The following is a 25,696-nucleotide window of genomic DNA, read 5'->3' as shown; positions in this document are numbered from 1 at the left end:
GGGCTCCCTTTCAGAATCCGAGGTAGGAGTGCCGGAGGTCGTCGTCCGCGACGAGCGCGGCCGCGTCCCGCCGGACGACCACCTGCCCGAGGTTGAGCACGACGCCGTGGTCGGCGATGGACAGCGCGCTGCGCGCGTTCTGCTCGACCAGCACGACGGCCAGTCCTTCGTCGTGCACGAGACCGCGCAGCAGGCCGAAGATCCGCGCCACGATCCGGGGCGCGAGCCCCAAGGACGGTTCGTCCAGCAGCAGCACCTTCGGCCGGGAGAGCAGCGCGCGGCCGATGACCAGCATCTGCCGTTCCCCGCCGGAAAGGACGTGCGCGAGACCGTTCTTGCGGTCGGCCAGCGCCGGGAAGAGGTCGTAGATCCGGCGCAGATCATCCGCCGTGGCGCGGCCGCGTGCCCCCAGCGCGCCGAGCCGCAGGTTCTCCTCGACGGTCAGTTCGGCCAGCACGCCGCGGCCTTCGGGGACGTGTGCGAGCCCGAGCGCCGGAAGGTCCTCTGTGGACACTCGGCTCAGATCCCGGCCCGCGAGCGAGATACCGCCGCCCGACGGCGGCACGAGTCCGGAAATGGTGCGCAGCAAGGTGGTCTTGCCCGCGCCGTTCGCGCCGAGCACCGCGGTGATCTCGCCTTCCGCGGCCGAAAGGCTCACGGAATCGAGCGCGCGCACCGGACCGTAGTTCGCCGAAAGGTTCTCAACGGTCAGCACCGGCCACCTCCTCGCCGAGGTAGGCCGCCTGGACCGCCGGATCCGCGCGGATCTCGTCCGGGGTGCCGCGGGCGATGACCCTGCCGAAGTCCAGCACCACGATCTCGTCGCAGACGCCCATCACCAGATCCATATGGTGCTCGACGAGCATCACCGACATGCGTTCGGTCAGCCCGCGGACCAATTCGCCGACCTCGGCGATCTCCGCCGACGACAGGCCGCCCGCCGGTTCGTCGAGCAGCAGGAGGTCGGGTTCGCTCACCAGCGCTCGCGCCAGCGCGACGCGCTTCCGTACCGGGTAAGGAAGGCTCGCGGGATAGCGATGGGCGACGTCGGCGATGTCGAAGGCATCCAGTTGAATCATTGCGCGCTCGGCCAGCGCCTTCTCGTCCTTCGCCCACCCCAGCAACGAGGACAAGAAGCCGGATTTCGCGTGCCTGCCCGCCCCCGCGAGGACGTTCTCCAGCACGGTCATCCGGTCGAACAGGCCGAGTTCCTGCAGGCTGCGGGCGATGCCGAGGCCGGCGAGATGATGCGGGCGCAGCCGCCGTAGTTCCGTGCCGCGCCAGGTCAGCGTGCCGGTATCCGGGCGGACGAAACCGCACGCGACGTTGAAGAGGGTGGTCTTGCCCGCCCCGTTCGGGCCGATCACCCCGAGCACCCGGCCCGGCGCGACGGTCAGGGAGACGTCCGACAGGGCGACGAGACCACCGAAGGTCACCGACACGCCGGACATCTCGAAGGTCGACAGGGTCACGCAAGAACTCCCAACGGAGAGAGGAGGTCCCGGCGCGGGCGCGCCGGGACCGATGACACTCAGGCGTGCGGACACGTGTCCCGGTAGTCGCTGATCGTGCGGTCGTCCGGGGCGGGGCAGAGGAACTGCTCGTAGCGGGTGTCGTTGTCCACGAACCGCTTCAGCCACGAGAGCGTGTACTTGGCCATGGTCGTGTTCGCCGTGTTCGGGAAGAAGTGGCTCGCGTTGTCCAGCTCCATGTACGCCTTCTCCGCCGAAGCGGGAATGCTGGTGTAGAACGGGATCGAGTGCGACGCCACCGGCGCGACGGAGTCGGACTCGCCGCCGATGATGAACGTCGGCACCCTCAGCGAGGACCAGGATTTCTGCGTGTTCCACGGCGCGAGCGGCACCGCGGCCTGCAGCGACGGCCGGTCCTGCGCGGCTTCGAGCGAACCGCCGCCGCCCATCGAGTGGCCCGCCACCGCGAGCCGCGTGGTGTCGATGCGGGACCGGACCGTGCTGCGCTGGGTCAGGTAGTCGAGCGCGGCCAGCAGCTGGTCACCGCGGCTGTCGGGCTGGTCGTAGATCGTATTGGTGTCGATCGTGAACACCACGAAGCCCTGCGACGCCAGCCGCGGGCCCATCCACGCGATACTCGACTGGGTCGCGGTGAACCCCGGCGAGATGGCGACCGCGCCGAACGTGCCCTGCGCGGTGCTGGTGGGGTAGTAGATGGTTCCGCCGCCGAAGCCGGTGACGGCCAGTCTCGACACGGAAGTCTGGGATACCGCGAACGAGCCGCGGGAGGCTTCGATGCTGCTTTCCGTCGGGTCGGGTCCTCGTTCGTAGGGGTTCTCGGCGGCGTAGGCCGCGGGGGCGACAGTGAGTGCCGCGACAGTGGCCAGTCCACAAAGGATCCGGGTCGTACTACGCATGGTGCCGTCTCCGTTCGCCGTTGAACACGGTCCGTGGTGATGGACTGTGGCAAACGGCCGGAGTGGGCTGCATCGGTGAAATCGCCAGTCTTGATCCGCGAGGAGTTCCCGCCGGGCCGGTCGCCCGTACGATCGGCGATCGTGAACCCCTCAGCCGAGGACATAGTCCGCACCGCGGCGCGGTGGATCGATCGCGGCGTCCGCGTCGACACCTCCGCCTTCGCCCAGGATCTGGGCATCTCGCGCAGCACCCTGTTCCGCCGCGTCGGAAACCGGGAAGACCTGCTCGGTGATGCCCTCTACTACCTGTCCGAGCGCACCCTGACGGCCGCCGCGCGCACCTGGGAGCGCGAAGAGGGCGACGTGGTGCGCAACGCGGCCGGTGAACTGCGCTGTCTTTCGATCATGCGCGAGTACCGGTCCGTGCTGGCGGCGAGTGCCGGGTTCCGGCGCTTCCTCGACGACGAGCCGGTGCTGGCGATCCGGCTGCTGACCGACCCGGACGGCCGCGTCCAGCCGCGAGTGATCGCGGCACACGTCGAGCTCCTTCGCCGCGACGTCGAGGACGGCGGCTTCGTGCCCGCGGTCAGCCTGGACAGCCTGTGTTACGCGATCGTGCGGCTGGGGGAGGCGTTCCTGTACTCGGACGTCCTCGCCTCCCGGACCCCCGATCTCGAAGCGGCGTCGACGCTGCTCGGAGCGCTCGTGGAAGGACGGGTGCCGAGCAGGACCTTGTGAAACACTTGCGCCTGGTGTTTCATCGAGAGGGATCTCGAGGAGGCGCCGATGCCTGTGTACCCGCTGCGGGGGAGGGACGACCTCTTCGGCGGGCTGAGGTCGGTCGCCGGGCGTGCCGTGCTGGTCCGCGGTGCGGAAGGCCTGGGCAAATCGGCCCTGCTCACCGAGCTGCGCGCCACCCTCGGCGTTCGCCTCGTCGGTGTGCGGGGCCTGCGAGCGGAAAGCGAGCTGCCCTACGGCGCCCTGCAGCGGATGTTCGGTGCGCCGGTCTCCAGCGGCGCGGAGACACGAGACCGGCTCGGCGCTGTTTCGGCGCCGACGATCTGCTGGGTCGACGACGCGCACTGGGTCGATCCGGAGTCCTTGGCGGCGCTGGGGTTCGCCGCCAGGCGACTGGCGGGAGCGCCGGTCGGGATGGTGCTCGCCTCGCGATCCGGATCCGACGAATTCGACTCCGTCGAGCTGCCGCCGTTGCCCGTTTCCGCCGCCGATCAGGTGCTGCGTGACCGCGGCGTGCCCGCCGGGGTGCGCCCGCAGCTGGTCGAACTGGGTGACGGGAACCCGGCCGATCTCGTAGCGCTGGCGGCTTCGCTGACACCCGCTCAGGCGGCCGGGCGGGAACCGGTTTCGCCGATCCTGCCGGAGCGCCTGCCTCGTTACGCGGCCGAGCTCGACGCGATGCGGCTCGACGAACGGCTCCGTTTTCTCGCCACCTGTATGGACTTCTCCGCGAGGAAGGCGACCTGGTACGCGGCGGCGTCCCCGGCCGACCGCAGGGCGGCGCACGCGCGGCTGGCCTCCGCCGAGGAGGGGCCCGACGCGCTCTGGCATCGCGCGATGGCGACGGCCACGCCGTCCGAGCCACTCGCGGACGCGCTCGCCGCGGCACCGGCGGTGGATCACGCGGCCGCGGCCCGGCAGCTCGAACGCGCCGCCGCCCTGACCGCCGATCCGGCCACACGGGCGACCCGGCTGCTGGCCGCGGCGGACGCGGCCTGGCAGGCGGGCAGACCTGGGTGGGCACGGCTGCTGCTGTCCAGAGTGGACGCTGAACCGGGCGCGGTGGCGTTGCTGCACGGGGAGATCGAGCTGCGTGACGGCGATCCCGCCGTCGCCACCCACGAACTGGGCGCGGCGGCGGAACTGCTGCCCGATCCGGCGGGCGCGCTCCTGCTGGCGGGTGAGGCGCGCAGGCTCGGTGGTGACCTGAGCGGCTACCGGGCCCTCGCCAGGACGGTCCCGGCGGGCGACGGGCTGGTCTCCGCGCATTTCCACGGTCTGACCTCGGTTTACGCCGGACGTCACGAGGACGCCGTCACTCCGCTGAAGGACGCTGTCGCCAAGGGGATGGCCGGCTCGGACGTCGCCGGGGCCGTCTGGGCCGCCGAAGCGGCCTTCGCCCGTGGGCATGCCGAACAGGCGCACGAATACGCGGCCGCGGCCGTGAGCCGCGCGCGGCTCGGCAAACGCCACGCGGAACTGCCGTGGGCGCTGATCTACCTGTCGCTTTCGGCCATCGCGCTCGACCGCATCCCCTGTGCGCGGGCGGCGTCCCGCGACGGCCTGCGGGCACCGCACAACCTGCGGATGGAGCATCTGACGCTGCTGGGGCTGGCCGCCGCACTGCTCGGCGACCGCGTACCGGAGCTGGACGAAGCGGCCGAAGGCATCGCCGAACGCGGTCTCGGCAGGCCCGCCGCGGTCGCCGCGTGGGCGAACGCCTGTCTGGACCTGGCCGAAGACCGGCCCGACGACGCGTTGAGCAGGCTCGAAGACCTCGCTTCCGGTGTCTCCGGCGACCAGCCGGTGATCCGGGTGCTGGCCACCCCGCAACTCGTCGAGGCGGCCGTCTGTGCCGGGCGACCCGAACGCGCACTGGCCGCGCTGGAGGTGTTCGACCGCTGGACCCTCGCGGGCGCGGAACCCTGCTGGCTCGCGCTGAGCCACCGCTGTCACGCGCTGACCGCGTCGGATCCCGGTGTGGCGGAACAGCGTTTCGTCCTGGCCATCGAGGCGCACCGGCGGGCGGGCGGCGCGATGGAACTCGCCAGGACCCGGCTCGCCTACGCCACCCTATTGCGACGGCATCGACGGACCCGGGACGCCCGCGACCAGTTCCGCGATGCCTTGCGGGGCTTCGAAAACGTCGGCGCGACCCGGTTCGCCGAACGGGCAAGGGCCGGGCTGCGAGCGACCGGCGAGACCGTCGACTCGCCGCACCGATCGCTCGCCGGCCTCACACCGCAGCAGGACGCCATCACCCGCCTGGTGGCGGCGGGGGAGACGAACAAGGAGATCGCGCGGCGGCTGGTGATCAGCCATCGCACGGTGGATCACCACTTGCGGAACATCTTCACGGCATTGGGTGTGCGGTCCCGGGTGGAACTCGCGCGCCGCGTCGCCGCCGGCGAGTGACGCTGCTCGTGACTCGCGTGCCTGGAGGCGGAACTCGCGTGCTCAGAGGCGGAACTCGCGTGCCTGGAGGCGTAATATGCCGCGTGGAGGTCCGCGCGGCGAGTTCCGTCTCTGAGCACGCGAGTTCGGCGTTCAAGCACGCGTGTTCCGTCTCTGAGCACGCGAGTTACGGGCCAGTCTCACGTCACGGGCAGGCGAGGACCGGGGCCTGCGGACGCCCGCCGCCGTGCAGGTCGCTCAGCGGAACCCTGGCCAGGCCGAGGATCGCCTGCGCGGTCGCGCGCGGGGCGGTCGACGGGTTCAGGCCCGTGGCGTCGTAGGCGATCGCGCCGCGGTCCGCCTCGGCGCCGGCGCAGCCGGTCTGCAGTGACCGCAGGAATTCCCGCGCCTTGACGGCGGCGGCGGGGCGGTGCCCGGCCAGCGCCTGCGCGGCGAGACCGGTGCTGTTCGCGTTCGGCGCGTTGGTGGAGAAACCGAAGCCGCCGTTCGGGTGCTGCTTGGTGACCAGCCAGGAGGTGCCCTCCCCGGCGTTCACCGGGTCACCGGTGGCGCGCAAGGCCTGCACGACCGTCGCGGTCGCGTCGACGTCGCTCGTGCACGTCGCTTCGCCGAAGTTCAGCGGGAAACCGCCGTCGGGGCACTGGGTGCCCGCGAGGAACGTCACGGCCTGCGCCGGGACGTCGCCGGTGCGGTCCAGCGCCAGCAAGGCGAGTGACTGCGAGAGGGCGTTGGAGTAGTCGCCGTATTCGGAGCGGTCGGAGAACCGGCCGGACGGCGTGAGCAGCGAGAGCAGGCCCGCCTTCAGGTCGACGCCGCCGAACGACGCCGGGTTCTTGCCGCGAACCTGCGCGGCGAGCAGCAGTTTGGCGTGCGCGCCCGCGTACGCCTCGGTGCCGCCGCCGACGTAGCCCGTGGTGATCTCCGGTTTCGCCAGCCAGGTGATCGCCTTGCCCGCGTTCGTGTCCGACACCCCGGCCGCGGCGAACGCGAAGATCGCGTCGATCGTCAAACCCTGGTCGGGGAACTTCTGGCCGCCGAAGTCGGCCTCGAACCTTTCCCCGTCGGCCATCTGCCTCGCGAGCCAGCCCGCGGCGGCGTCCGCCTTGTTGTGGGTGGCCGCGGCCGCCGCCGGAGCGGCGGCCAGCCCGAGGCCGCACAGCAGGGCGACAGCGAAAACCAAACGTCTCATGAGAACCCTTTCCCGCATTTCCACGACAGGAGTCGGTGACACCGCGCGACGTGGGTGACCGGGCTCGCCTGGAGGGCACACCGTTGCGGGACAGCGCCGGACTCTCACCGGACTTCCCCCACGACCGCGCTGAATCGGATGAACCGAAGAGTACCGCCAGAGCGCGAGTTTCGATGTGATCCTGGCAACCGACCTGGTCAGCGGTGCCTGCCGGAGGTGATCGAGTGTTAACCTCGATCGGCTCGACAACTGCACACCGCCGCCCGTGACGGGGAAGCCGGTCGAAATCCGGCGCTGTCGCGCAACCGTGGGCCCTTCACCAGGGCGAGCCGGGATACCGAACGGGCGGATGAACGAACCACTGTCGCGATAAACAGGGGTGACCGCGGCGTCCGCGCCTGTCCTCCGTCATGCCGCTAGGAGGAGTCATGCGCCGCCGGTCCCTCGCCGCAGTGGCGTTCGCCGTCAGTGTCGGCGTGGTCGCCGCGCTGCTCACCGGGACGGCCACCGCCGCGAACGATCCTGGCGCTGCGAAGGCGAATTCCCGCTGGCTCGCGACGAAGCTGAAGCCGGACGGCACGCTCGAGAACCCCAACGGGGCCGCATTGCCAGACCACGGCCTGATGCTCGACGTGCTTTTCGCGTTGTACGCGTCGGGCGATGGCGCCAAGGCCGAGCCGATCATGAGGTTCCTCGACGACGAAGGCCACGCCACCGACTACTTCACCTGGGACGGACTGGTCCCCGGTGCCGGATACGACAAGGTCATCGTCGGGGGCTCGCTCGCCAAGACGCTGGTCGCCGCCCAGGTTTCCGGCAGGGACCCGCGACACGTCGACGGGTACGACCTGGTCGCCGAGACCCATGCCGCGATCATGCGCAAGGGCCCCGACAAGGGCCGGATCAGCGACTACTCCAAAGATCCGGACCTCGCCGGCGCGGTGAACAACGACGCGAACACGTTCGGACAGGCGCTCGGCGTCATCGGGCTCGCCGCGGCGGGCGAGAACGACCGGATCGCCATCGACAGGTTGCTGGCCCAGCAGTGTTCCGAGGGCTACTTCCGCCTTGAGTTCAAATACATCCCCACGAACGAGACCGGCGACCATGTCACCCCGAGCGGCGACAAGGTTTCGACCTGCGACGAAGGCAAGCCGCTCGACCTTTCCCCGACCGACGGTGACGCCACCGGTCTCGCGCTCTCGGCGCTGCTGGCCGCACGGAAGGCGGGCGCGACCGGACTCGACGCCCCGATCGCCAAAGCCGTCTCCTGGCTCAAGGCGGACCAGGATCCCGGCGGCGGCTGGGGCGGCGGCGTCAGCACCGAGGCACCGAACACCAACAGCACCGGCATGATCGTCCAAGCGCTCGCCGACGCGGGCGGCGCGGACGCGGCGGTGGACAAGGGTGTGCGGTACCTCAAATCCGCGCAGGCGAACGCCGCCGACTCCGGCACCAGGCTCGCGGGCGAAATCGGCGCGATCGCCTACAACCCCGCCGCCTACGAGGACGCGCGCACCTCGGGTATCAGCGGGGTCGACACCTGGATCCGCGCGGGTGCCCAGGCTTCGCTCGGCTTGTCCCAGATCGGCTTCTACGCGCTCGCGAAGGGCAAAACTCAGCCGCCTACCAGCAGCATCCCGGCTCCCACGACGACCACCATCACGAAGTCGGTGACGCCGCCGCCCAGACCCAGGAAGGCAGGCACGACCAGGGCGTCCACGGTCGTCCAGCCACCGGCCACGATCGCCACCCCGGATACGGCGACACCGGCCGCCCGCCTCGGCGCCTACCTGGCGAACCGGCTCGTCGGCGGTGACCACGTCGAGGTGACCGAGGACGGCAAGACCTACGTCGACTACGACGCCACCGCCGACGTGGTGCTGGCCCTGCGAGCGCTGGACCAGCAGCCGGACTCCGTCGCCCGCGCGTCGCAGTTCCTGGTGAAGCCGGAAGCCGTACGGGCCTATGCCCACGGCGCGCCCTACGAGCAAGGTGAGGCGTCGTATGCCGAACCGCTCGCGAAACTCGTGCTCGTCGCCGAGTTCGCGAAGGGCGACGTCGCCGGGCAACTGCGCTCCGATCTGGTGAAGCTGCGCGGCACCGACGGCAAGTTCACCGACACCGGATCGTTCGCCGACGCCGACGAGACGGTGGAGCGGCACGCTTGGGCGGTGCTCGCCACCGTGGCCGATCCCGGTCCTGCGGTCGAACTGCTCCTTTCGCGCCAGTGCGCCGACGGAACCTTCCCGAAGCATCTCGACACCGTGGAGTGCGGCTCCGGCGACCTCGCCGCGACCGCCGCCGCGGTCACCGCGCTCGCCGCCCGTCCGCACACCGACGCCGCGCCCCCGTCCAGGCGCCCGGACGGCTGGAGCGAGCGGCGCGTGTCGGCGTTCGTCTCCGCGGTGGGCGCGCTCGGCGTCCGGCCGACCGGCGAGGGCATGGTCACTGGAGAGGGCGGAGAGCCGGACGTCGCGCTCAGCGCCGCCGTCGCCGCCGCGCGGCAGACCGCCGGCCTCGACGCGAGCGGAACGGCGCGGTCACTGGGCGAACAGGTCCAAGCCGATGGCGGTCTAGCCAAGGGATCCGCCGGGGCGACCGATTTCCCGACCAGTCTGGCCGCGGCGCAAGGAGTCGCGGGCCGATCGTGGCTGACCGCACCTGATTCGCCGCTCTCGCCCGCGATCCGGCTGCCGCTGACCGAGGCGAATCCGTCCGGCGCACCGGTACTGGCCGCGGAGCAGTCCGGCTCCCCGCCGTCATGGCTGATCTGGGGACTCGCCGGGCTGGCCGTCCTGCTGCTGCTCACCGTGATCGCACTGGTTTTCGTACTTCGCCGTTTCACCAAGAAAAAGGGGGCAACACCATGAAGAGAATGCTGGCCGTGACGTCCGTCCTCATCGGACTGATCGGGCTTTCCGCCGCACCCGCGAACGCGGTCGACACGACCAAGGGCTACGCCGGGATCTGCACCGGCGCCGACGCGCTCACCGGGGTCACCGTCGTGGTCGACTTCCAGGAACTGGACGGCAACGGCGGGACCGCCGCGCCGACGATCACCCGCTGCTCGCCCAACGCCTCGCCGGGTACCGCCCGCACGGGCATCAAGGCCTTGCAGGACGCGGGGATCGCGGTCGCCGGCACCGCACGCTGGGGGCTCGCTTTCGTCTGCCGCGTGGAAGGCCGCCCGTCCGCGACGGAGACCCTCCCGCTGTCGACCAACCCGAACTACAAGGAGGCGTGCGTCACCACTCCGCCCACCGGCGCGTACTGGGGTTACTGGCACGCGGACGGTTCCGGCTCGACCTGGACCTACAGCACCTCCGGCGCCGTCAACCGGAACGTGACCCCCGGCGGCTTCGAGGGCTGGTCGTTCTCGCTGAACAAGTCGGCGTCGACCAACCCGCCGCCCGGTGTCACGCCGAGGAACCCGGCCATCCCGTGAGGAGGGTTCTTCCCGCGGTGGCGGCGGTCTTCCTGATCGCCGCCACGGCACCCTCCGCGCACGCCGTCGACCAGAGCAAGGGGTATCCCGGGTTCTGCAAGGACGCCACCGGGGTCACCGTGGTGGTGGACTTCCAGCAACTCGGCGGCACGGCCATCGTCCGCTGCAATCCCCAGACCACGCGCGGCACCGGACTGGACGCGCTCAAGGGCGCCGGTTTCCAGATCGCCGGGGTGCAGCGCTGGGGCGAGTCGTTCGTCTGCCGGGTCGAGAATCGTCCTTCCGCGGCCGAGGACATCCCGGTCAGCGGCCGCGAGAAGTACCGGGAGCAGTGTGTCGACACGCCTCCCGCACAGGCCTACTGGTCCTACTGGCACGCCTCGAACAACTGCGCGTGGGACTACAGCCAGTGGGGGCTCAAGAACCGCGACTTCATCCCCGGTGGGTTCGAGGGCTGGTCGTTCTCCTTGAACGCCACAGCCCAGAGCAACCCGGTCCCGCGGGTCTCCGCCGTGCGGCCGGGGACCGAGGGGCAGCCGTGCGTGCCGCGCGAGGAGGCCAAGCCGGTCACCGGCGATCCCGGCGAGCAACAGCGGCCGCGGCCGGGGAGCGGTCAGGCCGACGGTCCGGGGCCGACGGCCGGTGCGGAACCGGGCGCGGGGGAAGCCCCCGACGCGGGACCGAGTTCCGGCGCGCTGCCGCCGCCCAAACCGCGTCCGAGTGCTTCGGCACGGCCGAAGGCGCAGGACCCGTCGTCGAACGTCGCGTTCACCGGCGGGGAGAACGCCGAGGACGTCAACGCCGTGATCGAACGCGAGTCCGGAGCCAGCGGCTGGGCGCCGTGGGCGGCGGGCGCCGCGATACTGGCGCTGTGCGTGGCGGGATTCCTGGCGGCACGCAGACGCAAACGCGCACAAGGAGTTCGGTGACGTCCTACTTCCTGCCGCGCGACCTGCATCCGGCCGCGTGGTGGGTGTGGGCGCTGGGACTCGCCGTCGCCGCGACCCGCACGACGAACCCGTGGCTGCTGCTGACCATCGTGGCGGTCGCGGGGTACGTCGTCGTGGCCCGGCGCGGTGAGGCGCCGTGGGCGCTGGCGTTCCGGCTCTACCTGTACCTCGGCGCGTTCATCGTCGCGATCCGTGTGTTCTTCCGCGTCGTGTTCGGCGGCGCCGAGGGATCCACGATCATCCTTCGGCTGCCCGAGATCCCGCTGCCGGAATGGGCGGCGGGTATCCGGCTCTTCGGTGACGTGTCCGCGGAGTCGTTGCTTGGCGGGCTCTACGACGGGATGCGGCTGGCGGCGATGGTGATCTGCCTCGGCGCGGCCAACGCGCTCGCGAACCCGAAACGGCTGCTCAAGGCGATGCCGCCGGCGTTGTACGAGGTGGGCACGGCGGTGATCGTCGCGCTGTCGGTGTTCCCGCAGCTGGCCGAAAGCGTGCTGCGGGTCCGGCGGGCCCGCAAACTGCGCGGTGGTTCGGGCAAGAAGAAGATGAAGGCCCTGCACACCGTCCTCATCCCGGTGCTGGAGGACGCGCTTTCGCGGTCATTGCAGCTGGCCGCGTCGATGGACTCGCGCGGCTACGGCCGGGCGGGACTGGTCGAGGCGCGGACCAGGCTGATCACGGGAACGCTGATGATCGTCGGCCTGCTCGGCGTTTGCGTCGGCGTTTACGCCACTTTGGACGGTTCGACGCCCCGATACCTCGCCGCGCCGGTACTTTCCGCGGGAGTCGTGGTCGGGCTGATCGGCTTCTGGTCGGCGGGAAAGCGGGTCCGGCGCACGCGTTACCGGCCCGATCGCTGGCACCTGCCGGAGATCGTCGTCGCCGTCAGCGGGATCGGGGTCGCGGTGACCCTGTTCGTGACCTCCAGCGTGAACCCGATGAACATGAACCCGTCCCTGATCGACCTGTCCTGGCCGGCGCTGTCCTGGGGGCCGTTGCTCGGTGTGCTGCTCGGTGTGGTGCCCGCGTTCCTGACCCCGGCCCCCGAACCCCCGTACGCCGCACTCGAAGAAGAAGCGCACACATGATCGAACTCGACCACGTTTCCTTCACCTATCACGGCCGCACCGAACCGGTGCTGTCCGACGTGACGCTGTCCATCGGCGAGGGCGAGCTCGTGCTGTTCGCGGGCCAGACGGGGGCGGGCAAGTCGACCCTGCTCGGCACGATCAACGGTCTCGTCCCGCATTTCACCGGCGGCCACCTCGATGGCACGGTGTCCGTCGACGGCGTGACGACGCGGTCCCGGCCGCCGCGCGAGTTCGCGCATCTCGTCGGCGTCGTCGGGCAGGACCCGCTCGCGGGCTTCGTCACCGACACGGTCGAGGACGAACTCGCGTACGGCATGGAGCAGCTCGGCCTGAGCCCGCAGGTGATGCGACGCCGGGTGGAAGAGACGCTCGACCTCCTCGGCATCGCGGAACTGCGCAGGCGCGCGCTGCGGACGCTGTCCGGTGGGCAGCAGCAGCGGGTGGCCATCGGCTCGGTGCTGACGACGCATCCCAAGGTGCTGGTGCTGGACGAGCCGACGTCCGCGCTGGACCCGACCGCGGCCGAGGAAGTGCTCGCGACGCTGGCCAGGCTGGTGGAGGACCTCGGCACGACGGTGCTGATGGCCGAGCACCGGATGGAACGCGTGATCCCGTTCGCGGACCGGATGATCCACGTCCCGGGCAGCGGCGGAGTGGTCGACGGGACACCGCCGGAAGTGTTGAAGGACATGCCGATCGCGCCGCCGATCGTCCACTTGGGACGGTTGGCGGGCTGGGATCCGCTGCCGATGTCGGTGCGTGACGCCCGGCGGCGCGCTTCGTCACTGACACTCGGGGCTCCCACCGCGCGGAGCACCGCCATCGGCGAGGAGCTGCTGACCGCGTCCGGTGTGGTCGTGCGGTACGGGCCGAAGGTCGCGGTGCGGGAGGTCGATCTGACCCTGCGTGCCGGCGAGGTGCTGGCGATGATGGGGCGCAACGGTTCCGGCAAGTCGTCGCTGCTGTGGGCGGTGCAGGGCTCCGGGCCCCGGCAGGGCGGCAAGGTCACCGTCGAGGGCAAGGACCCGAAGACGCTGAGCAGTGCCGAGGCCCGCGCGTTGGTCGGCATGGTGCCGCAGACCGCGAGCGACCTGCTGTACCTGCAGACGGTCGCCGCCGAATGTGAAGCCGCCGACGCGGAATCGGGTGCGGAGCCGGGGCATTGCCGGAACCTGCTCGAAAGGCTCGCTCCGGGCATCGATCCCGCGTCCCATCCGCGTGACCTGTCGGAGGGCCAGCGTCTCGCGCTGGTGCTCGCCGTGCAGCTGTCGGCCGCCCCGCGGATCATGCTGCTGGACGAACCGACCCGCGGCCTCGACTACACCGCGAAGGCGGCGCTGGCGCGGATGATCGCTTCGCTGGCGGCCGAGGGCAAGGCGATCGTGGTGGCCACCCACGACGTCGAGTTCGTCGCGACGATCGCGCACCGGGTGATCGTGATGGCCGAGGGCGAGGTCGTCTCGGACGGCCCGACGCGCGAGGTGCTCGGCGGTTCCCCGGCGTTCGCCACGCAGATCGCGAAGATCCTCGGCGAGCCTTGGCTCACCGTCGAAGAGGTCCGGTCGGCGCTTCCGCAGGAGGTCCCGTGACCACGATGGCACCGGCGGTCCGGCTCGGCCCGCGCTCGGCGACGGTGCTCGGCCTCGCGTCGCTCGCGGGGCTGATGATGTTCGTCTGGCCGCTGCTGGTCCGTGTCGAGCCGCAGTCGATGCAGCACGGCCCGGACGCGCCGTTCGTGTTCATCGGGATCCTGCCGATCCTGATCGTCATCGTGCTGGCCGAGATGTCCGAAGGGGGCATGGATTCCAAGGCCCTCGCGATGCTCGGCGTGCTTTCCGCGGTGAACGCCGCCCTGCGGCCCCTCGGCGCGGGGACCGCGGGCATCGAGACCGTGTTCTTCCTGCTGGTGCTGGCCGGGCGAGTGCTCGGTCCCGGTTTCGGTTTCGTGCTGGGCTGCACGTCGATGTTCGCTTCGGCGTTGCTGACCGCCGGGGTGGGACCGTGGCTGCCGTTCCAGATGATGTGCTCGGCGTGGATCGGGATGGGCGCGGGACTGCTGCCGCGCCGCGTCACCGGCAAAGCCGAGATCGCGATGCTGGTGGGGTACGGGATCCTCGTCGCATACGTCTTCGGACTCCTGATGAACCTGTGGTTCTGGCCGTTCATCACCGACGCCGAAGTGCCGTACCACGACGGGCACATCTCCTACGTGCCCGGCGCCCCGCTGCTGGAGAACCTGCACCGGTTCGCCGTGTTCACCCTGCTGACCTCGACGGCGGGCTGGGACACGGGCCGCGCGATCACCAACGCGGTGGCGATCCTGGTGCTGGGCCCCGCCGTGCTCGCGACGTTGCGCCGGGCTTCGCGGAAGGCTTCCTTCGGGGTGATTCCTTCCTTTACCGAGCCTGCTTCCGGCGCAGGACGTGGCACGCCACGGCGAACGCCACCCCTGCGGCCACGATGATCGCGGCGAAGACGGGATGCATGTCCTTGGACAGGCTCTGCGCGCGTTCGGGGCCGATCGCCCAGAGCGCCAAGGGCGTGGCGTAGGCCGCGGTGAGGGCGATCGCGCCCCAGCGGAGCGCCTTGAGCCGGGTGCCGCGCAGAGTGCCGATCAGGACGAGGGCGACCGGGACGACGGCGAGCATCGCGAACTGGCCGACGATCATGACCGGCACGGCCCAGGCCGAGACGAGGACGGAACGCGGCGCGTGGCGGACGGTGGTTTCGCGGTCGAGCGTGTGGGTGGACATCGGTTCCTCCGGGTCGCGAAATGCGGTCAGCAGTGGGATTCGGCGGTGGCTTTGCGGTCCTTCAGCCAGGCTTCGAGGCCCCAGCCGAGGTATTGGGTCGCGGTGGGTATGTCGGCCTCCACCTGGGCCCCTGCCCAGTTCTCCTCGGTGCGGACCAGCACGCCGCCCTTGACCTCGATGAAGGTCCAGACGTGGACGCCGTTGTCGATGCTGAGGCCCTCGCCGACCGCGGGCCCGCTCCAGCGGAGGCATTTGCCGCGCTGGATCTGGTGGACGGTCGAGGTGATCGACAGCGTGGTGGCGGGGGTCGTGGCCGTCGGCGGCGCCGGCGTGGTCCAGCGGAACCGCGAGTTCTCGCGGAGCGGGCCCAGGTCCAGGCGTTCGTTGCTCAGCACCGGCTCCTGCCAGGACGGCCAGCGTTCGACGTCGGTCTGAAGCCGCCAGATCTTGCTCAGCGGCGCCTTGATCAGGGTCTCGGTCCGGTAGTGGATCGGAGCCTTCGTGTCGATGGTCTTGCCTTGACACGACAGCGGGACGGGAGAGGCGGCGGTGGCGGCCTGCGCGGGCGTCACGGTGCCGCCCAGCAGGCCGAACGCCAAAGGAAGAGCGAGTGCGACGGTGCGGCGGAGAGTCATGTGAACTCCTTGTTATCGGTGATCGCGGTAGTTAGAAGCTATAACCAAAGTCGGTGAGTGTCAATAGGGAAAGTGATAGCCTCTAACTGAACCAGTCTGGAGGGAGTCGCCGTGAAGACCTCGCGTGAGCGGTACCGGGCCCAGGTGCGCGACGAGATCAAGCGGTACGCGTGGGAGCAGCTGGGCACGACCGGCGTCTCCGCGCTGTCCCTCAATGGGATCGCCAAACACGTGGGCATGAGCGGACCCGCGCTGTACCGGTACTTCCCCAATCGCGACGACCTGATCGCGGACCTCGTCCGTGACGCCTATCGAAGCCTCGCCGACGTCGTCCGGGCGGCGGCTGAAGCCGGTGGCGTGGCCGAAGTCGCCTACGCGATCAGGGAATGGGCGCTGGCGGATCCGCAGCGATACCTGTTCGTCTACGGAACGCCGATCCCCGGTTATCGCGCGCCCGGCGACACCACGGAGATCTCGAACGAGATCATGGCCGTGCTGCTCAGGGTGCACGCGACGGCTCCGGATGACGGGCGGCCGGCGGCGTTCGACGGCCATCTCGACGAGCATCGCGAGTGGGCGGGCGGGCTGCCGGTGTCCGCAGCGGTACTTCGTCGTGCCGTGACGTTCTGGACCCGGATCCACGGCGTCCTGTCCCTGGAGCTGGCCGGGCATTTCGCCGGTATGGGGTTCGACCCCGGCAGGCTGTTCGCCGCCGAACTCGAGCAATTGTCCACAAAGGACAATTCCCGCTGAACGGGGCATCGTCGCCCGCTGTGCTAACTTCCGGGGATGCGCAAAGGATCCAGGGTTCCTTTCGGTCGTACGCTCGCCGTGATCGCGTCGGTGCTTCTGTCCTCGCTGATCGGCCCGGGGGCCGTCGCGAACGCCTCCGGCCGGCACGGCTGTGAATGCGCCACTCCGTCGATCGACCGGTTGCAGCACTGGCTCGCCTCCGGTGAGGGCACCACGGTGCCGCCGACCGGCAGCCTGCTCGTCCGCGAACGCGGCGGTTACGCGGCCAAAGTGACTTTCCTCAACGCGGAATGGCATGTGGTCGTCCTCTGGCTGGGGAACCGGTTCGAAGCGCAAGCCGATCTCTCGGAATCCGCCGGTTTCTGGATGACCTACAGCGCGACCGACGACCTCTACGTCCAGTTGCGTCCAGCCTCGCAGTGGAGCGGCGGGAACAAGTGGCTCACGAAGGTGCCGTCGACCGGCGGGAAGAGGGTGAAGAAGTTCTTCAGCTTCAAGCCCGCGGCTTGGACGACGCTGCCCGAGCTGGGGACGCCCGGCCACTCCTTCGCCTCGGCGCTGACCGAGGCGCGAGGCCTGGTCTTCGTCGGCAAAACCCCGAACGAACTCGATTTCCGCGGCCTCTCGATCGATCGCTACCGGCCGCCCTGTCTCTGACCACTCCTCGGTATTCACCTGTCCGGAGCCGGCGATGTCGCGCACCGTGCCCGTTTTGTCCTGTACGGTGAACATTCAGCCGCCTGCGGACGACCGATCCGAGGAGTACCCCTGATGAGCCTGTTCGACTCGCTGAAGGAAAAGGCCGCCGAGCTTCTCGGTGGCGCGGGCGACAAGGTCAGCGAACTGACCGGCGTCGACCTTTCCGGTGCCGCCGACCAGGTCACCCAGTCGGCCGGCGGACTGGCCGAGACCGGCCAGGGGCTCGCCGAGAGCGCCACCACCGCGGGCCAGGACGCCGTCGACTCGGCCACCGCGGCCGGTCAGGGCGTCGTCGACTCCACCGGTGCCCTCGGCGACGCCGCCACCGGGCTGGCAGGCGACGTGATCGACCCGAACGCCCGGGGCTGACCGCCCCCGGTCTCCCCGGTATCCCGTGGATACCGGGGAGATCGTCATGTCGTGGTACCCCGTTCCGGCGTTCGGGTGCCGGGAAAAATGAGGCCCGCCCGACCGTCGTTCGCCGCTAGTCTTGGCGGAACTGACTGATCTGCGGGGGAGCGGACCATGGTCGGAATCTGGATAGCCCTCGGAATGCTCACCTTGGTGATCGGCGTCGCCGTCGTCACCGATCTGCGCGATCGAGGTCGGGGCGGGACGCGCAAGATCATGTTGCCGGGCTGGGCCTCGCGGCGTGCCGACTACACGGAGAACGACCTCGTCCACGGGCGCTGGACGGAAAAGCCGCCGCGTGAGCAGGACGTGAAGTTCCAGCGCAAGTACCGGGCGGGCGACGAATAGGGAGTCATGCCGGCCTTGTGCCGCGCACTCTCCGCGCTGCGGATTCCCGCGCCGGATTCGATTCTTTTCGTGAATTCCGTGGAAGGGGATGGCGTCACACCAAAGGTGGTGACCCCGATCACAGGTGCCTCTCTCATCGTGAGAACATGAGGGTCGAGGTCGCCGGATCCCGGAGGGTGAATGCTCCGCAGAATGCGTCGCTGGCTCGAATTGCTCAGTCTCGGCGGGTTGGCGGTGGTCGGCTTCGCGGTCGGGATCTCCGAACAGCTCGGCCTGCTGGACAAAGTGGCGCCGAAAGGCATCTCCACGCTGACGCTGATCATGGTCAGCGGTGTGGTCGTGGTGCTGCTCGTCGAGCTGACCCCGTTGCGCGCGCTGGAAGACATCCGCGATCGTCTCGCCGGCCTCGACATCGACACCATCGCCGCGAGCCGGCGCCGTTCGCACTACGGCGGCGTGGTCGAAGTGCACAAACGCTTTCCGGACGACGAGTTCGCGGCGCATATCGCGAAGGCCAAGCAGGTGACGATCCTGAACACCTGGATCCCCAACCTGCAACGTCTGGAAAAGGAACTGGAAGCCGCGATCGTCGACCGGCGCGCCCAAGTGCGCATCATGCTGCTGCACCCGAACTCGATGCTGGTGGGGCTAAGGGAAGCGGCGCTGCACCGGAGCGACGGCGCGGGCAAGACCTTCGTGAGCACGGGGATCGTGGAGTGCCTGGATACCCTCGCCCGCCTGCACCGGCGGCTGGCGAAGCGTCAGGCCAACCTGAAGGTGCGAGTGTTCAACTCGCAGGCCTCGGTTTCGGTGTACCGGGCGGACGGGCGCTACCTGGTCAGCATGTTCCTGCACGGCCAGCTGGCGATCGATTCACCGCAGTTCGAGATCGAGGGCACGCACGACACCGTGCTCGGCGAACAGATCCAGCGCGAGCTCGACACGTTGTGGGACATCGGCCGCGACGTGGACCTCGGCGACTGGAACCGAAGCATCGACATGATCCGTTTCTGAGCAAGAGGTGTAGTGATGCGCGACCTTGACGAGTTCGAAGACGGTTTGATCGAGCGGTTCCGGAATCACCCGGCGCTGCGTGGCGTCACCGAGCTCTCACCGGAGGACCTGCAGACCGTCCTGCTGCAGCGGCGTTTCCTGTCGCTGGCCTTCACCATGGCCTACGACCTGGCGATCGACCTGCTCACCGACGAGCAGTCCAAGCGGATCGCCCGCGTCATCATCCGTGAGGAGTACCCGGACAACGTGTCGCCCGGCAGCACTCCTTCACACCGCGAGGACATGATGGCGGACATCCTCGCGCTGGGCGTCCCGCGGGAAGCGCTGGTGCGGTCGCGGAGGACCTTGGCCACGACGGCCTGCGTCGACACCACGATGGAGCTGATCGCCTCGGCGGGTGACTCGGAGCACTCCGACGTCGAACTGCTGACCATCCTGCGCTTCTGGGGCGAGGTGCTGGTCTCCGTCGAATACGGCGAACTGTGGCGCCGCATCGGTCCGGTGCTCGGCGACAAGTCCGTCTTCTATTACCCGCACCATGTGCACGACGCGAAGTCCCGCCCACTCGCCGCCGCGTCGCCGCTTTCGCTCACCCATTCCGATCAGCTCGGGCTGCGGCTCGTGCAGCTGATCGATTCGAGCGAGGCACGGGAGCGGTTCCGGGAGACGGAGCAGGCGGTCGTCGCGGTCAAGACGGCGTTCTACGATCAGTTCCTGCCCGCCTCGTGAGTGGTAAGGACGGTTAGAACCGTCCTTACCACTCACGAGGGACCTAGGCCAGCCTTAACGTGCCGTTGCCGGCGTTCTGGTGTCCGTGAAGGCCTCCTTCCCTACCTCGAGTGTAGGGAAGGAGGCCTTCACGGACCCGCGATCGACCGGTAGTCACCTCCGGTAGGTACGCAAGACACCGTTGGCTCTAACCGTCCTTACCACTCACGAGTCACTCGCCAACGAGACCGGAGAACCGGCCCAGCGTCTCCTCGCGCCCCAGCGCCTGGGTGATCGCGTGCAGGTCCGGGCTCCGGGTCGAGCCCGTGATCGCGATCCGGATGATCTGCGAGGCCTCGCGAATGGAGCCCGGGAAGCCTTCGGGGTTCTTCTTGAACTCCTTGGCGTTCTTCGCGAAACCGTGCTTCGCCGCGACCTCGCGGATCTGCTGGAACCATTCCTGACCATCGTCGAGCTGCTGGTAGTTCTCGACGAAGTCCCGTGCCACGGCCCGGACGACCTCGGAGTCGACGCCGAGGGCGGCGATCCGCTCGTCGTCAGCGCTCGCGACGGCGGCGTGCAGCTGCGGGAAGAAGAAGCCGTAGACGGCGTGGAACTCGCTCCACTTCTTCAGGTCCTTGCGCGGGTTCTCGGCGCCGTCACGCTCGACGGCGAGCGCGCGGAGCGCGAGGTCCGGCTCGGCGTCGAGGACGGCCCGTAGCTCGGGGTCGAACCGCTCCGCCCAGCCGCGGACCTCTTCGAGGATCTCGGCGCCGGTCAGCGTGGCGATGTGGTCGGCCGAGATGTCGTCGAGTTTGACCAGGTCGACGAGCGGGCCGGCGACACCGCATTCGTCGAGGTTGATCGGCTCGGCCAGTGCCTGGTCGAGCGGCATCTCGGCGAGACGGCCGTTGGCGAGGCCACGCAGGTAGTAGAGGACGGCCTTGGTGGGGTAGCCGGACTCGATGTAGAAGTCGACGCTCGCTTCCGGGTCCTTGCGCTTCGACAGCTTGCGCTTGCTGCCGCCCTCCTGCTTCATCAGCGGCGCGATGTGCGCGTACGTGATCGGCTCGAAGCCGAGCGCGTCGAACAACTGCTGGTGCACCGGCACCGACGAGATCCACTCGTCGCCGCGGATGACCAGGTTGACGCGCATGAGGTGGTCGTCGACGGCGTGCGCGAAGTGGTAGGTCGGCAGCCGGGGGCTCTGGTCGGAGCTCTTGAGGATGACGACGTCGTTGCGGTTGGCCTCGGCCTCCAGCGGGCCGCGGATGGCGTCGGTGAAGCGGGCGCGGGCGCCGGTGTCGTCGGGCGCGCGGAAGCGCACGACGTACGGGTCTCCGGCGTCGAGCTTGGCCTGGACGTCGGCGGGGTCGGCGTCGCGCCAGATGGCCCACGAGCCGTAGTAGCCGGTCGGCAGCTTCGTCGCCTGCTGCCGGGCGGTGATCGCCGCCAGTTCGTCCTTGGTGGCGAAGTCGAGGTACGCGCGGCCGGCGCGGAGCAGGTGTCGGACGTAGGTCAGGTAGATCTGCTCGCGCTCGGACTGCTGGTACGGACCGTAGTCGCCGCCGCGGTGGATGTCCTCGTCGGCGACGAGGTCGAAGTAGGCGAACCCGCGCTCGAACTGGTCGATGGCGCCTTCGACCTCGCGGGACCGGTCGGTGTCCTCGACCCGGACGAGGTAGCGGCCGCCGCTGCGGCGGGCGACGTCCTGGTCGATGGTGGCGACGTAGACGCCGCCGATGTGGACGAAGCCGGTCGGCGAGGGGCCGAAACGGGTGACCAGGGCACCCTCGGGGAGCGCGCGGGCGGGATAACGCTGTTCCCAGTGCTCGGGCTCGGGCAGGTCGGCGGGGAAGAGGGCGTCGATGACTGCTCGGTCCAGCATGGCGGTTCAGATCTCCCGGCGTCGTGGTGCATGGCGGTTTTCGCCACCGAAGAGCCTAACCGCCCGGCCTTCCGGCCTGGTGAGGGTGGTCCCGAAGCCGGATCGAGACGTGCTTTTTCGTCGGTGCACCCCGGTAAAATAGGCCTTGCCGGACATTCGGGGAGGAAATCGGTGACCACCGATAGCTCGCTTCGTGAAGAACCCCAGCTCACCATCCGACCAAAGCCCTCGGCGTTCTTTCTGCGCCGTCGTTTTCTCCGCACTTTCGGGCCCGCGCTGGTACTGGCCGTCAGCGGCCTGATCGTCCTGCTCGTGAGCGGCACCGTCGTGGTGCCGTTCCAGCAGACGCTGGTCCTGCGCGGCAAGATGGGCTCCAAATCGGATCTCTTCGAGGACGCGAACGTCCAGGAAATCCTGATGCGTCACCACATCCGGGTCCACGTGACCAGGACGGGATCGCGGGACATCGCCACGCACGACCTCAGCCAGTACGACTTCGTGTTCCTGTCGGGCGAGCCCGCCGCGAGCCTCGTCCGGCGGTCCAGGGCCAACGAGTGGACGGGCAGCGCACGGCAGCCGTTCACCAGCCCGATCGTCCTCGCAACGTACCGTCGTTACGCGGAAACGCTGCTGGGCAAAGGGATCGCGGCGAAGCCGCCAGGTCAGGACCTCTATTACACGCTGGACACCGACAAGTTCATCCAGGTGATGAAGCGGGGTGAGACCTGGGATTCGCTGGGCGTCCGGGACCACGGCGCCGCGAACGGCAACCGGGTGCTGGCGCAGACCTCGAACATCTGTGACTCGAATTCGGGCGCGACGTACCTGATCTTGCTGGCGTTCCTGGAGAACGGCCGTCAGGTCCCGGTCGTCGACCCGCGGCCGGCCGGGCCGCCGAACCTTTCGAACGCGAAGGAGCTGGCCGCCCGGGTCAAACCCCTCGTGGCGGCGCAAGGCTTCCCGTCGGCGGATCTGTCGGAGTCCTACGCGAACCTGGCCGAGGGCGACAAGCCGATCGTCGTCATCTACGAGCACCAGTACCTCGCCATGCAGCTGCGGGCCAAGGCGCAGAGCGGGCAGCCGGACCACGACCGGGTGCAGCTGTACCCGAAGGACAACATCCTGACGAAACCGCAGTTCCTCGCCCTGAAGCCGGAAGCGGAGCGGCTGGGCGAACTGATCACCTTCGATCCCGATCTGCAGCGCCGCGCGATGGAGCTCGGCTTCGGCGTCGCGACCCCCGCGGGCAGCACGAAGAGCGCGCGGCTGTACGACTTCCTGCGCGGACAGGGGCTGCCGACCCCGGAGATCGCGGACAACGACAGCACCACGCCGCTGCCGGACAATCTGGTGCTGGAAGAGATGATCAAGACGGTCGGGGACTGCCCGTGAAGCGGCTGCTCGCGGTCCTGTGCTGCCTGCTCCTGGTGGTCGCCGCCTGTACGAGCGGCGGCCAGAAGGTGAAACTGCGCGTGCTGGCCAGTTCCGAACTGGCCGACCTCGGCCCGATTCTCGACGACCTTCGCGGGGAAACGGGAATCGAACTGGAAATGGATTTCCGGGGAACCGTCGACGCGAGCACTTCCCTCACACCGGGGAAGGCGACGCACGATCTCGCCTGGCTTTCCACCGACCGGTATTTCCAGCTCAAGTACCGGCAATCGGGCGACAAGGGGGAACGGCCGCTCGCGACCAAGACCATGGTGTCGCCGGTCATCGTCGGGATCACCCCGGCGAAGGCGGCGGAACTGCGCCGCGGCAAACCGGACGGCAAGCTCTCGTGGGCGGATCTGGCGGACGCGGCCGCGGGCGGCGGCTTCCGGTTCGCGATGGCGGATCCGGCCAAGTCGACCAGCGGGCTCACCTCGCTCGTCGGGGTGGCGACGGCCGCCGCGGGCACCGGTGCCGCGCTGCGCCTCCAGGACGTCGAATGCGACAAGCTCCAGGGCTTCCGCACCGGGCACACGCTCACGGCGGACACGTCGGCCGCGGTGGCCGAGCGGTTCGCCGAGCGCCAAGACGTGGACGCGATCATCGGGTACGAGTCCACGCTGCTCTCGCTCAACGCGAGCGGCAGGCTCAAGACGCCGCTGGAGCTGGTGTACCCGCGTGACGGCATCGTCCAGTCCGACTACCCGGTCCTGCTGCTCGACCCGGCCAAGCGGGAGGTGTACGACAAGGTCGTCTCCTGGCTCAGGAGCCCGGCGACGCAGAAGAAACTGATGGAAAGGACCCTCCGGCGGCCGATCACCGGCGACGTGGGGCTGGATCCGAGGCTGCCGGCCTCGATCGGGAACTCGCTGTACTTCCCCGACGAACAGGCCGTCGTGGACAAACTCCTCGCCGATTACGTGGCCACCGCCGGCCGCGCTCCCGGGCGGGTGATCTTCGTGCTGGACTTCTCCGGTTCGATGAAGGGACCGAGGATCGCCGCGCTCCGGGCGACCTTCGCCGGGCTGAGCGGCGGACCGGACGGCGGGTTCGACCGCTTCTACCGCGGCGAGCGGCTCACGGTCCTGCGTTTCGGCGGGAAGATACTGGGGGACAGGGAGTTCACCGTCGGCGGACCCCAGGATCTCGACGCGCTGCGGGCCTTCATCGCCGCCGACGAATTCGACGGCAGCACCGCGGTCTGGTCGGCGCTCGGAGAGGCTTACGCGAAGGCTGGCGCCCATCGCCGTGCCGAACCGGACCGGAGCGTCTCGATCGTGCTGATGACCGACGGCGAGAGCAACACCGGGCCGGGCATCGAAGAATTCCTGCGCGCGCCGAGGGATCCGGGCGTGCACACGTACACCATCCGGTACGGCGAGGCCGATCCCGCCGAACTGGAGCGCGCGGCCGTGGCCACCGGTGGCCGGATGGTCGACGCGAACGCGACATCCCTGCTCAAGGCCTTCAAGGAGATCCGTGGCTGCCGATAATCTGTGGTGGGACGTCTGGGGACTGTGGCTCGCGGTCTGGGTGCTGACCGCGGTCGCCTTCCTCGTCGCGGTCGTCGTTTTCGTGCGGCACTGGCGCCGTGCGCGTTCCGACGGCGATCAGGGCATGATCCGGGGCATCGGCTTCTACCTGCACACGAAATCCGTGATGGGCCTGTATCAGTTGCATCGCTACAACGAGGCGCTGGAACAGGAGGTGGAGAAGCGGAAGAGCCGCGGCTGGCGGTTCTGGGGCTCGACCGGATTCGGCCCGCTCAAAGGGGAATCGGAGCGCACCGACACCGACGAGGAGTTCCGGCGGTACATCCGCAAGGCCGAGCCGATCACCGTGATCGGCATCGTGATGAAGGTGCTGGAGAAGCACCACGACATCATCTACGTGGATCTGGCGAAGCAGGAACTGGTCCACAATCGGGCGCTGGTGAAGGAACTCGGCTGGGCCGACGGCCCCGAGAGCACCCGGCAGCTCAAGACCCGGCTGAGGGGTGTCGAGGCGTTCGTCTCCGTGAAGGGCCTGTTCCGTAAACGCTCCCATACCGACACCGAGACGGTTTTCGTCGCGCCGTACGGCAATCCGGACGATCCGGAGCGCAGCAGGCGGATCCGCTTCACCTGCGTCACCAGCGACCTGCGGGACACCGCGCCCGCCGGTGCGTTCCGGGCGCGGTGTCTCGGCAAGGTCGAGGACTGGGACCCCGAAACCGGTGAGCTCGTCGTTCACCCCATCGCGATCTTCAAATGATCTTCCCCGGCGTCGGCGCAGAAGCACCCGACGCCCTTCGCTATCCAGTCCCGGCCTTCCCACTCCGGGTGGCGTTCGATCATCAGCGCTTCGATCTCCGCGGCGATGGTCTCTTCGGGGAGGGACGAGTCGCGCCGCGTCCAGGTCTCGTCGCGCAGGAGTTCGAGGTACTCGCGGACGTCGGTGAGGATCCGGCGTCCGGAGACTTCGCCGTGGCCGGGGACGACGATGTCCGGCCCTGCGGCGGTCAGCCGTCGCAGGACCTCGATCCAGCGCGGTCCCGAGACGTCGGTGTCGTACGGCGGGAACCACGGGAAGATCGAGAACTGGCCCGCCTCGACCAGGTCCCCGGTGAACAGCACGCCCGCGTCGGGCACGGTCACCACCTGGTCGCCCTTGCTGTGGGCGCGTCCGGTGGCCTCCAGTCGCACCACCCGTCCGCCGAGGTCGAGTTCGTACGCGTCGTCGTGGACCACGTCCGGGGTGACCAGGGTGACGCCGTCCAGCGCCCGTGCGACCGGGGCGCCGAGCGCGCCCCTCGGGCACGCACTGCCCGACGGGCTCACCTGGGTGCCGCTGGCCG

Annotated in this window: 24 protein-coding genes, 1 pseudogene and 2 riboswitches; of the genes and pseudogenes, 17 read left to right on the top strand and 8 right to left on the bottom strand. The window is 69.4% G+C overall.

Annotation, left to right across the window (positions count from 1 at the left end):
• Nucleotides 1–10: 10 nt before the first annotated feature.
• From AC069I_RS33850 to bdeA, 3 genes are read right to left on the bottom strand one after another with little or no spacing between them, the layout of a single operon-like run.
• On the bottom strand, nucleotides 11–715 hold the full coding sequence (locus tag AC069I_RS33850) for an ABC transporter ATP-binding protein (protein ID WP_478267216.1): 705 nt from the start codon (nucleotides 713–715) through the stop codon (nucleotides 11–13).
• Entirely contained in the window at nucleotides 702–1,472 is a 771-nt protein-coding gene (locus tag AC069I_RS33845) for an ABC transporter ATP-binding protein (protein ID WP_478229618.1), read from the bottom strand. Before AC069I_RS33845 ends, AC069I_RS33850 begins: the two co-directional genes overlap by 14 nt.
• A 59-nt stretch (nucleotides 1,473–1,531) precedes the next feature.
• Nucleotides 1,532–2,389 (bottom strand): bis(hydroxyethyl) terephthalate hydrolase, encoded by an 858-nt coding sequence (bdeA, locus tag AC069I_RS33840; protein WP_478229617.1) that lies wholly within the window; start codon nucleotides 2,387–2,389, stop codon nucleotides 1,532–1,534.
• A 141-nt stretch (nucleotides 2,390–2,530) separates the two neighbouring features.
• Here bdeA and AC069I_RS33835 point away from each other — a divergent pair, with 141 nt between their 5' ends.
• On the top strand, nucleotides 2,531–3,127 hold the full coding sequence (locus AC069I_RS33835) for a QsdR family transcriptional regulator (RefSeq protein ID WP_125682130.1): 597 nt from the start codon (nucleotides 2,531–2,533) through the stop codon (nucleotides 3,125–3,127).
• A gap of 48 nt (nucleotides 3,128–3,175) precedes the next feature.
• Nucleotides 3,176–5,542 (top strand): helix-turn-helix transcriptional regulator, encoded by a 2,367-nt coding sequence (locus AC069I_RS33830; RefSeq protein ID WP_478267215.1) that lies wholly within the window; start codon nucleotides 3,176–3,178, stop codon nucleotides 5,540–5,542.
• 184 nt (nucleotides 5,543–5,726) lie between these two features.
• Here AC069I_RS33830 and AC069I_RS33825 read toward each other — a convergent pair whose 3' ends face one another.
• The gene (locus AC069I_RS33825; RefSeq protein WP_478229615.1) at nucleotides 5,727–6,731 is read right to left on the bottom strand and encodes a peptidase; all 1,005 of its coding nucleotides are present in this window, start codon (nucleotides 6,729–6,731) and stop codon (nucleotides 5,727–5,729) included.
• Nucleotides 6,732–6,761: 30 nt separating this feature from the next.
• A riboswitch (cobalamin riboswitch) is annotated at nucleotides 6,762–6,875 on the bottom strand.
• 127 nt (nucleotides 6,876–7,002) lie between these two features.
• A riboswitch (cobalamin riboswitch) is annotated at nucleotides 7,003–7,070 on the top strand.
• Nucleotides 7,071–7,159: 89 nt separating this feature from the next.
• Here AC069I_RS33825 and AC069I_RS33820 point away from each other — a divergent pair.
• From AC069I_RS33820 to AC069I_RS33795, 6 genes are read left to right on the top strand one after another with little or no spacing between them, the layout of a single operon-like run.
• Complete coding sequence (locus AC069I_RS33820) at nucleotides 7,160–9,604, top strand: hypothetical protein (RefSeq protein WP_478267214.1); 2,445 nt, start codon at nucleotides 7,160–7,162, stop codon at nucleotides 9,602–9,604.
• On the top strand, nucleotides 9,601–10,179 hold the full coding sequence (locus tag AC069I_RS33815) for a flagellar hook-length control protein FliK (RefSeq protein ID WP_478229613.1): 579 nt from the start codon (nucleotides 9,601–9,603) through the stop codon (nucleotides 10,177–10,179). The genes AC069I_RS33820 and AC069I_RS33815 overlap by 4 nt, the downstream gene beginning before the upstream one ends.
• Complete coding sequence (locus AC069I_RS33810; protein WP_478267213.1) at nucleotides 10,176–11,108, top strand: ABC transporter substrate-binding protein; 933 nt, start codon at nucleotides 10,176–10,178, stop codon at nucleotides 11,106–11,108. The genes AC069I_RS33815 and AC069I_RS33810 overlap by 4 nt, the downstream gene beginning before the upstream one ends.
• The gene (locus AC069I_RS33805) at nucleotides 11,105–12,217 is read left to right on the top strand and encodes an energy-coupling factor transporter transmembrane component T (RefSeq protein ID WP_478229611.1); all 1,113 of its coding nucleotides are present in this window, start codon (nucleotides 11,105–11,107) and stop codon (nucleotides 12,215–12,217) included. The genes AC069I_RS33810 and AC069I_RS33805 overlap by 4 nt, the downstream gene beginning before the upstream one ends.
• Nucleotides 12,214–13,809: an ABC transporter ATP-binding protein gene (locus AC069I_RS33800; protein ID WP_478267212.1), complete on the top strand. Its 1,596-nt coding sequence runs from the start codon at nucleotides 12,214–12,216 to the stop codon at nucleotides 13,807–13,809. The genes AC069I_RS33805 and AC069I_RS33800 overlap by 4 nt, the downstream gene beginning before the upstream one ends.
• A gap of 5 nt (nucleotides 13,810–13,814) precedes the next feature.
• Nucleotides 13,815–14,684 carry an ECF transporter S component gene (locus tag AC069I_RS33795; protein ID WP_478267252.1) on the top strand — a complete coding sequence of 290 codons (870 nt, stop codon included), beginning with the start codon at nucleotides 13,815–13,817 and terminating at the stop codon, nucleotides 14,682–14,684.
• Here the strand turns inward: AC069I_RS33795 and AC069I_RS33790 are convergent.
• Together AC069I_RS33790 and AC069I_RS33785 are read right to left on the bottom strand one after the other, a co-directional pair.
• Nucleotides 14,617–14,973 carry a hypothetical protein gene (locus AC069I_RS33790; RefSeq protein ID WP_478229608.1) on the bottom strand — a complete coding sequence of 119 codons (357 nt, stop codon included), beginning with the start codon at nucleotides 14,971–14,973 and terminating at the stop codon, nucleotides 14,617–14,619. The genes AC069I_RS33795 and AC069I_RS33790 overlap by 68 nt on opposite strands.
• A gap of 26 nt (nucleotides 14,974–14,999) precedes the next feature.
• Nucleotides 15,000–15,608 carry an SRPBCC family protein gene (locus tag AC069I_RS33785; protein WP_478267211.1) on the bottom strand — a complete coding sequence of 203 codons (609 nt, stop codon included), beginning with the start codon at nucleotides 15,606–15,608 and terminating at the stop codon, nucleotides 15,000–15,002.
• Between the two features lie 111 nt (nucleotides 15,609–15,719).
• On the opposite strand from AC069I_RS33785, the gene AC069I_RS33780 reads away from it, so the two are divergent.
• The 6 genes from AC069I_RS33780 to AC069I_RS33755 all read left to right on the top strand — a co-directional run bounded on the left by AC069I_RS33780 (nucleotide 15,720) and on the right by AC069I_RS33755 (nucleotide 19,562).
• Entirely contained in the window at nucleotides 15,720–16,361 is a 642-nt protein-coding gene (locus tag AC069I_RS33780) for a TetR/AcrR family transcriptional regulator (protein WP_478267210.1), read from the top strand.
• A 78-nt stretch (nucleotides 16,362–16,439) separates the two neighbouring features.
• Nucleotides 16,440–17,018: a hypothetical protein gene (locus tag AC069I_RS33775; RefSeq protein ID WP_478267251.1), complete on the top strand. Its 579-nt coding sequence runs from the start codon at nucleotides 16,440–16,442 to the stop codon at nucleotides 17,016–17,018.
• A 114-nt stretch (nucleotides 17,019–17,132) separates the two neighbouring features.
• Complete coding sequence (locus AC069I_RS33770; RefSeq protein WP_257485745.1) at nucleotides 17,133–17,429, top strand: hypothetical protein; 297 nt, start codon at nucleotides 17,133–17,135, stop codon at nucleotides 17,427–17,429.
• Between the two features lie 156 nt (nucleotides 17,430–17,585).
• Nucleotides 17,586–17,819, top strand: coding sequence for a hypothetical protein (locus AC069I_RS33765; RefSeq protein WP_478267209.1), 234 nt, complete (start codon nucleotides 17,586–17,588; stop codon nucleotides 17,817–17,819).
• Between the two features lie 192 nt (nucleotides 17,820–18,011).
• Nucleotides 18,012–18,833, top strand: coding sequence for a hypothetical protein (locus AC069I_RS33760; RefSeq protein ID WP_478267208.1), 822 nt, complete (start codon nucleotides 18,012–18,014; stop codon nucleotides 18,831–18,833).
• A gap of 15 nt (nucleotides 18,834–18,848) precedes the next feature.
• Entirely contained in the window at nucleotides 18,849–19,562 is a 714-nt protein-coding gene (locus AC069I_RS33755) for a hypothetical protein (protein WP_478267207.1), read from the top strand.
• 211 nt (nucleotides 19,563–19,773) lie between these two features.
• On the opposite strand, the gene AC069I_RS33750 is transcribed toward AC069I_RS33755, so the two are convergent.
• Complete coding sequence (locus AC069I_RS33750; RefSeq protein WP_478267206.1) at nucleotides 19,774–21,429, bottom strand: glutamate--tRNA ligase; 1,656 nt, start codon at nucleotides 21,427–21,429, stop codon at nucleotides 19,774–19,776.
• Between the two features lie 171 nt (nucleotides 21,430–21,600).
• On the opposite strand from AC069I_RS33750, the gene AC069I_RS33745 reads away from it, so the two are divergent.
• Genes AC069I_RS33745 through AC069I_RS33735 form a run of 3 tightly spaced genes read left to right on the top strand, consistent with a single transcriptional unit; the run spans nucleotide 21,601 to nucleotide 25,113 of the window.
• Complete coding sequence (locus AC069I_RS33745; RefSeq protein WP_478267205.1) at nucleotides 21,601–22,821, top strand: hypothetical protein; 1,221 nt, start codon at nucleotides 21,601–21,603, stop codon at nucleotides 22,819–22,821.
• Nucleotides 22,818–24,353, top strand: coding sequence for a vWA domain-containing protein (locus tag AC069I_RS33740; protein WP_478229600.1), 1,536 nt, complete (start codon nucleotides 22,818–22,820; stop codon nucleotides 24,351–24,353). Before AC069I_RS33745 ends, AC069I_RS33740 begins: the two co-directional genes overlap by 4 nt.
• The gene (locus AC069I_RS33735; protein ID WP_478267204.1) at nucleotides 24,340–25,113 is read left to right on the top strand and encodes a hypothetical protein; all 774 of its coding nucleotides are present in this window, start codon (nucleotides 24,340–24,342) and stop codon (nucleotides 25,111–25,113) included. The genes AC069I_RS33740 and AC069I_RS33735 overlap by 14 nt, the downstream gene beginning before the upstream one ends.
• Here the strand turns inward: AC069I_RS33735 and AC069I_RS33730 are convergent.
• Nucleotides 25,089–25,643, bottom strand: a pseudogene (locus AC069I_RS33730) (MBL fold metallo-hydrolase); the annotation flags it as partial. The gene AC069I_RS33735 and the pseudogene AC069I_RS33730 overlap by 25 nt on opposite strands.
• Between the last annotated feature and the right edge of the window lie 53 nt (nucleotides 25,644–25,696).

It is taken from the genome of Amycolatopsis sp. NPDC043885, from assembly GCF_056435685.1.
Note: the sequence above shows the minus strand (reverse complement) of the source record. Positions and strands in the feature narration are given on the sequence as shown.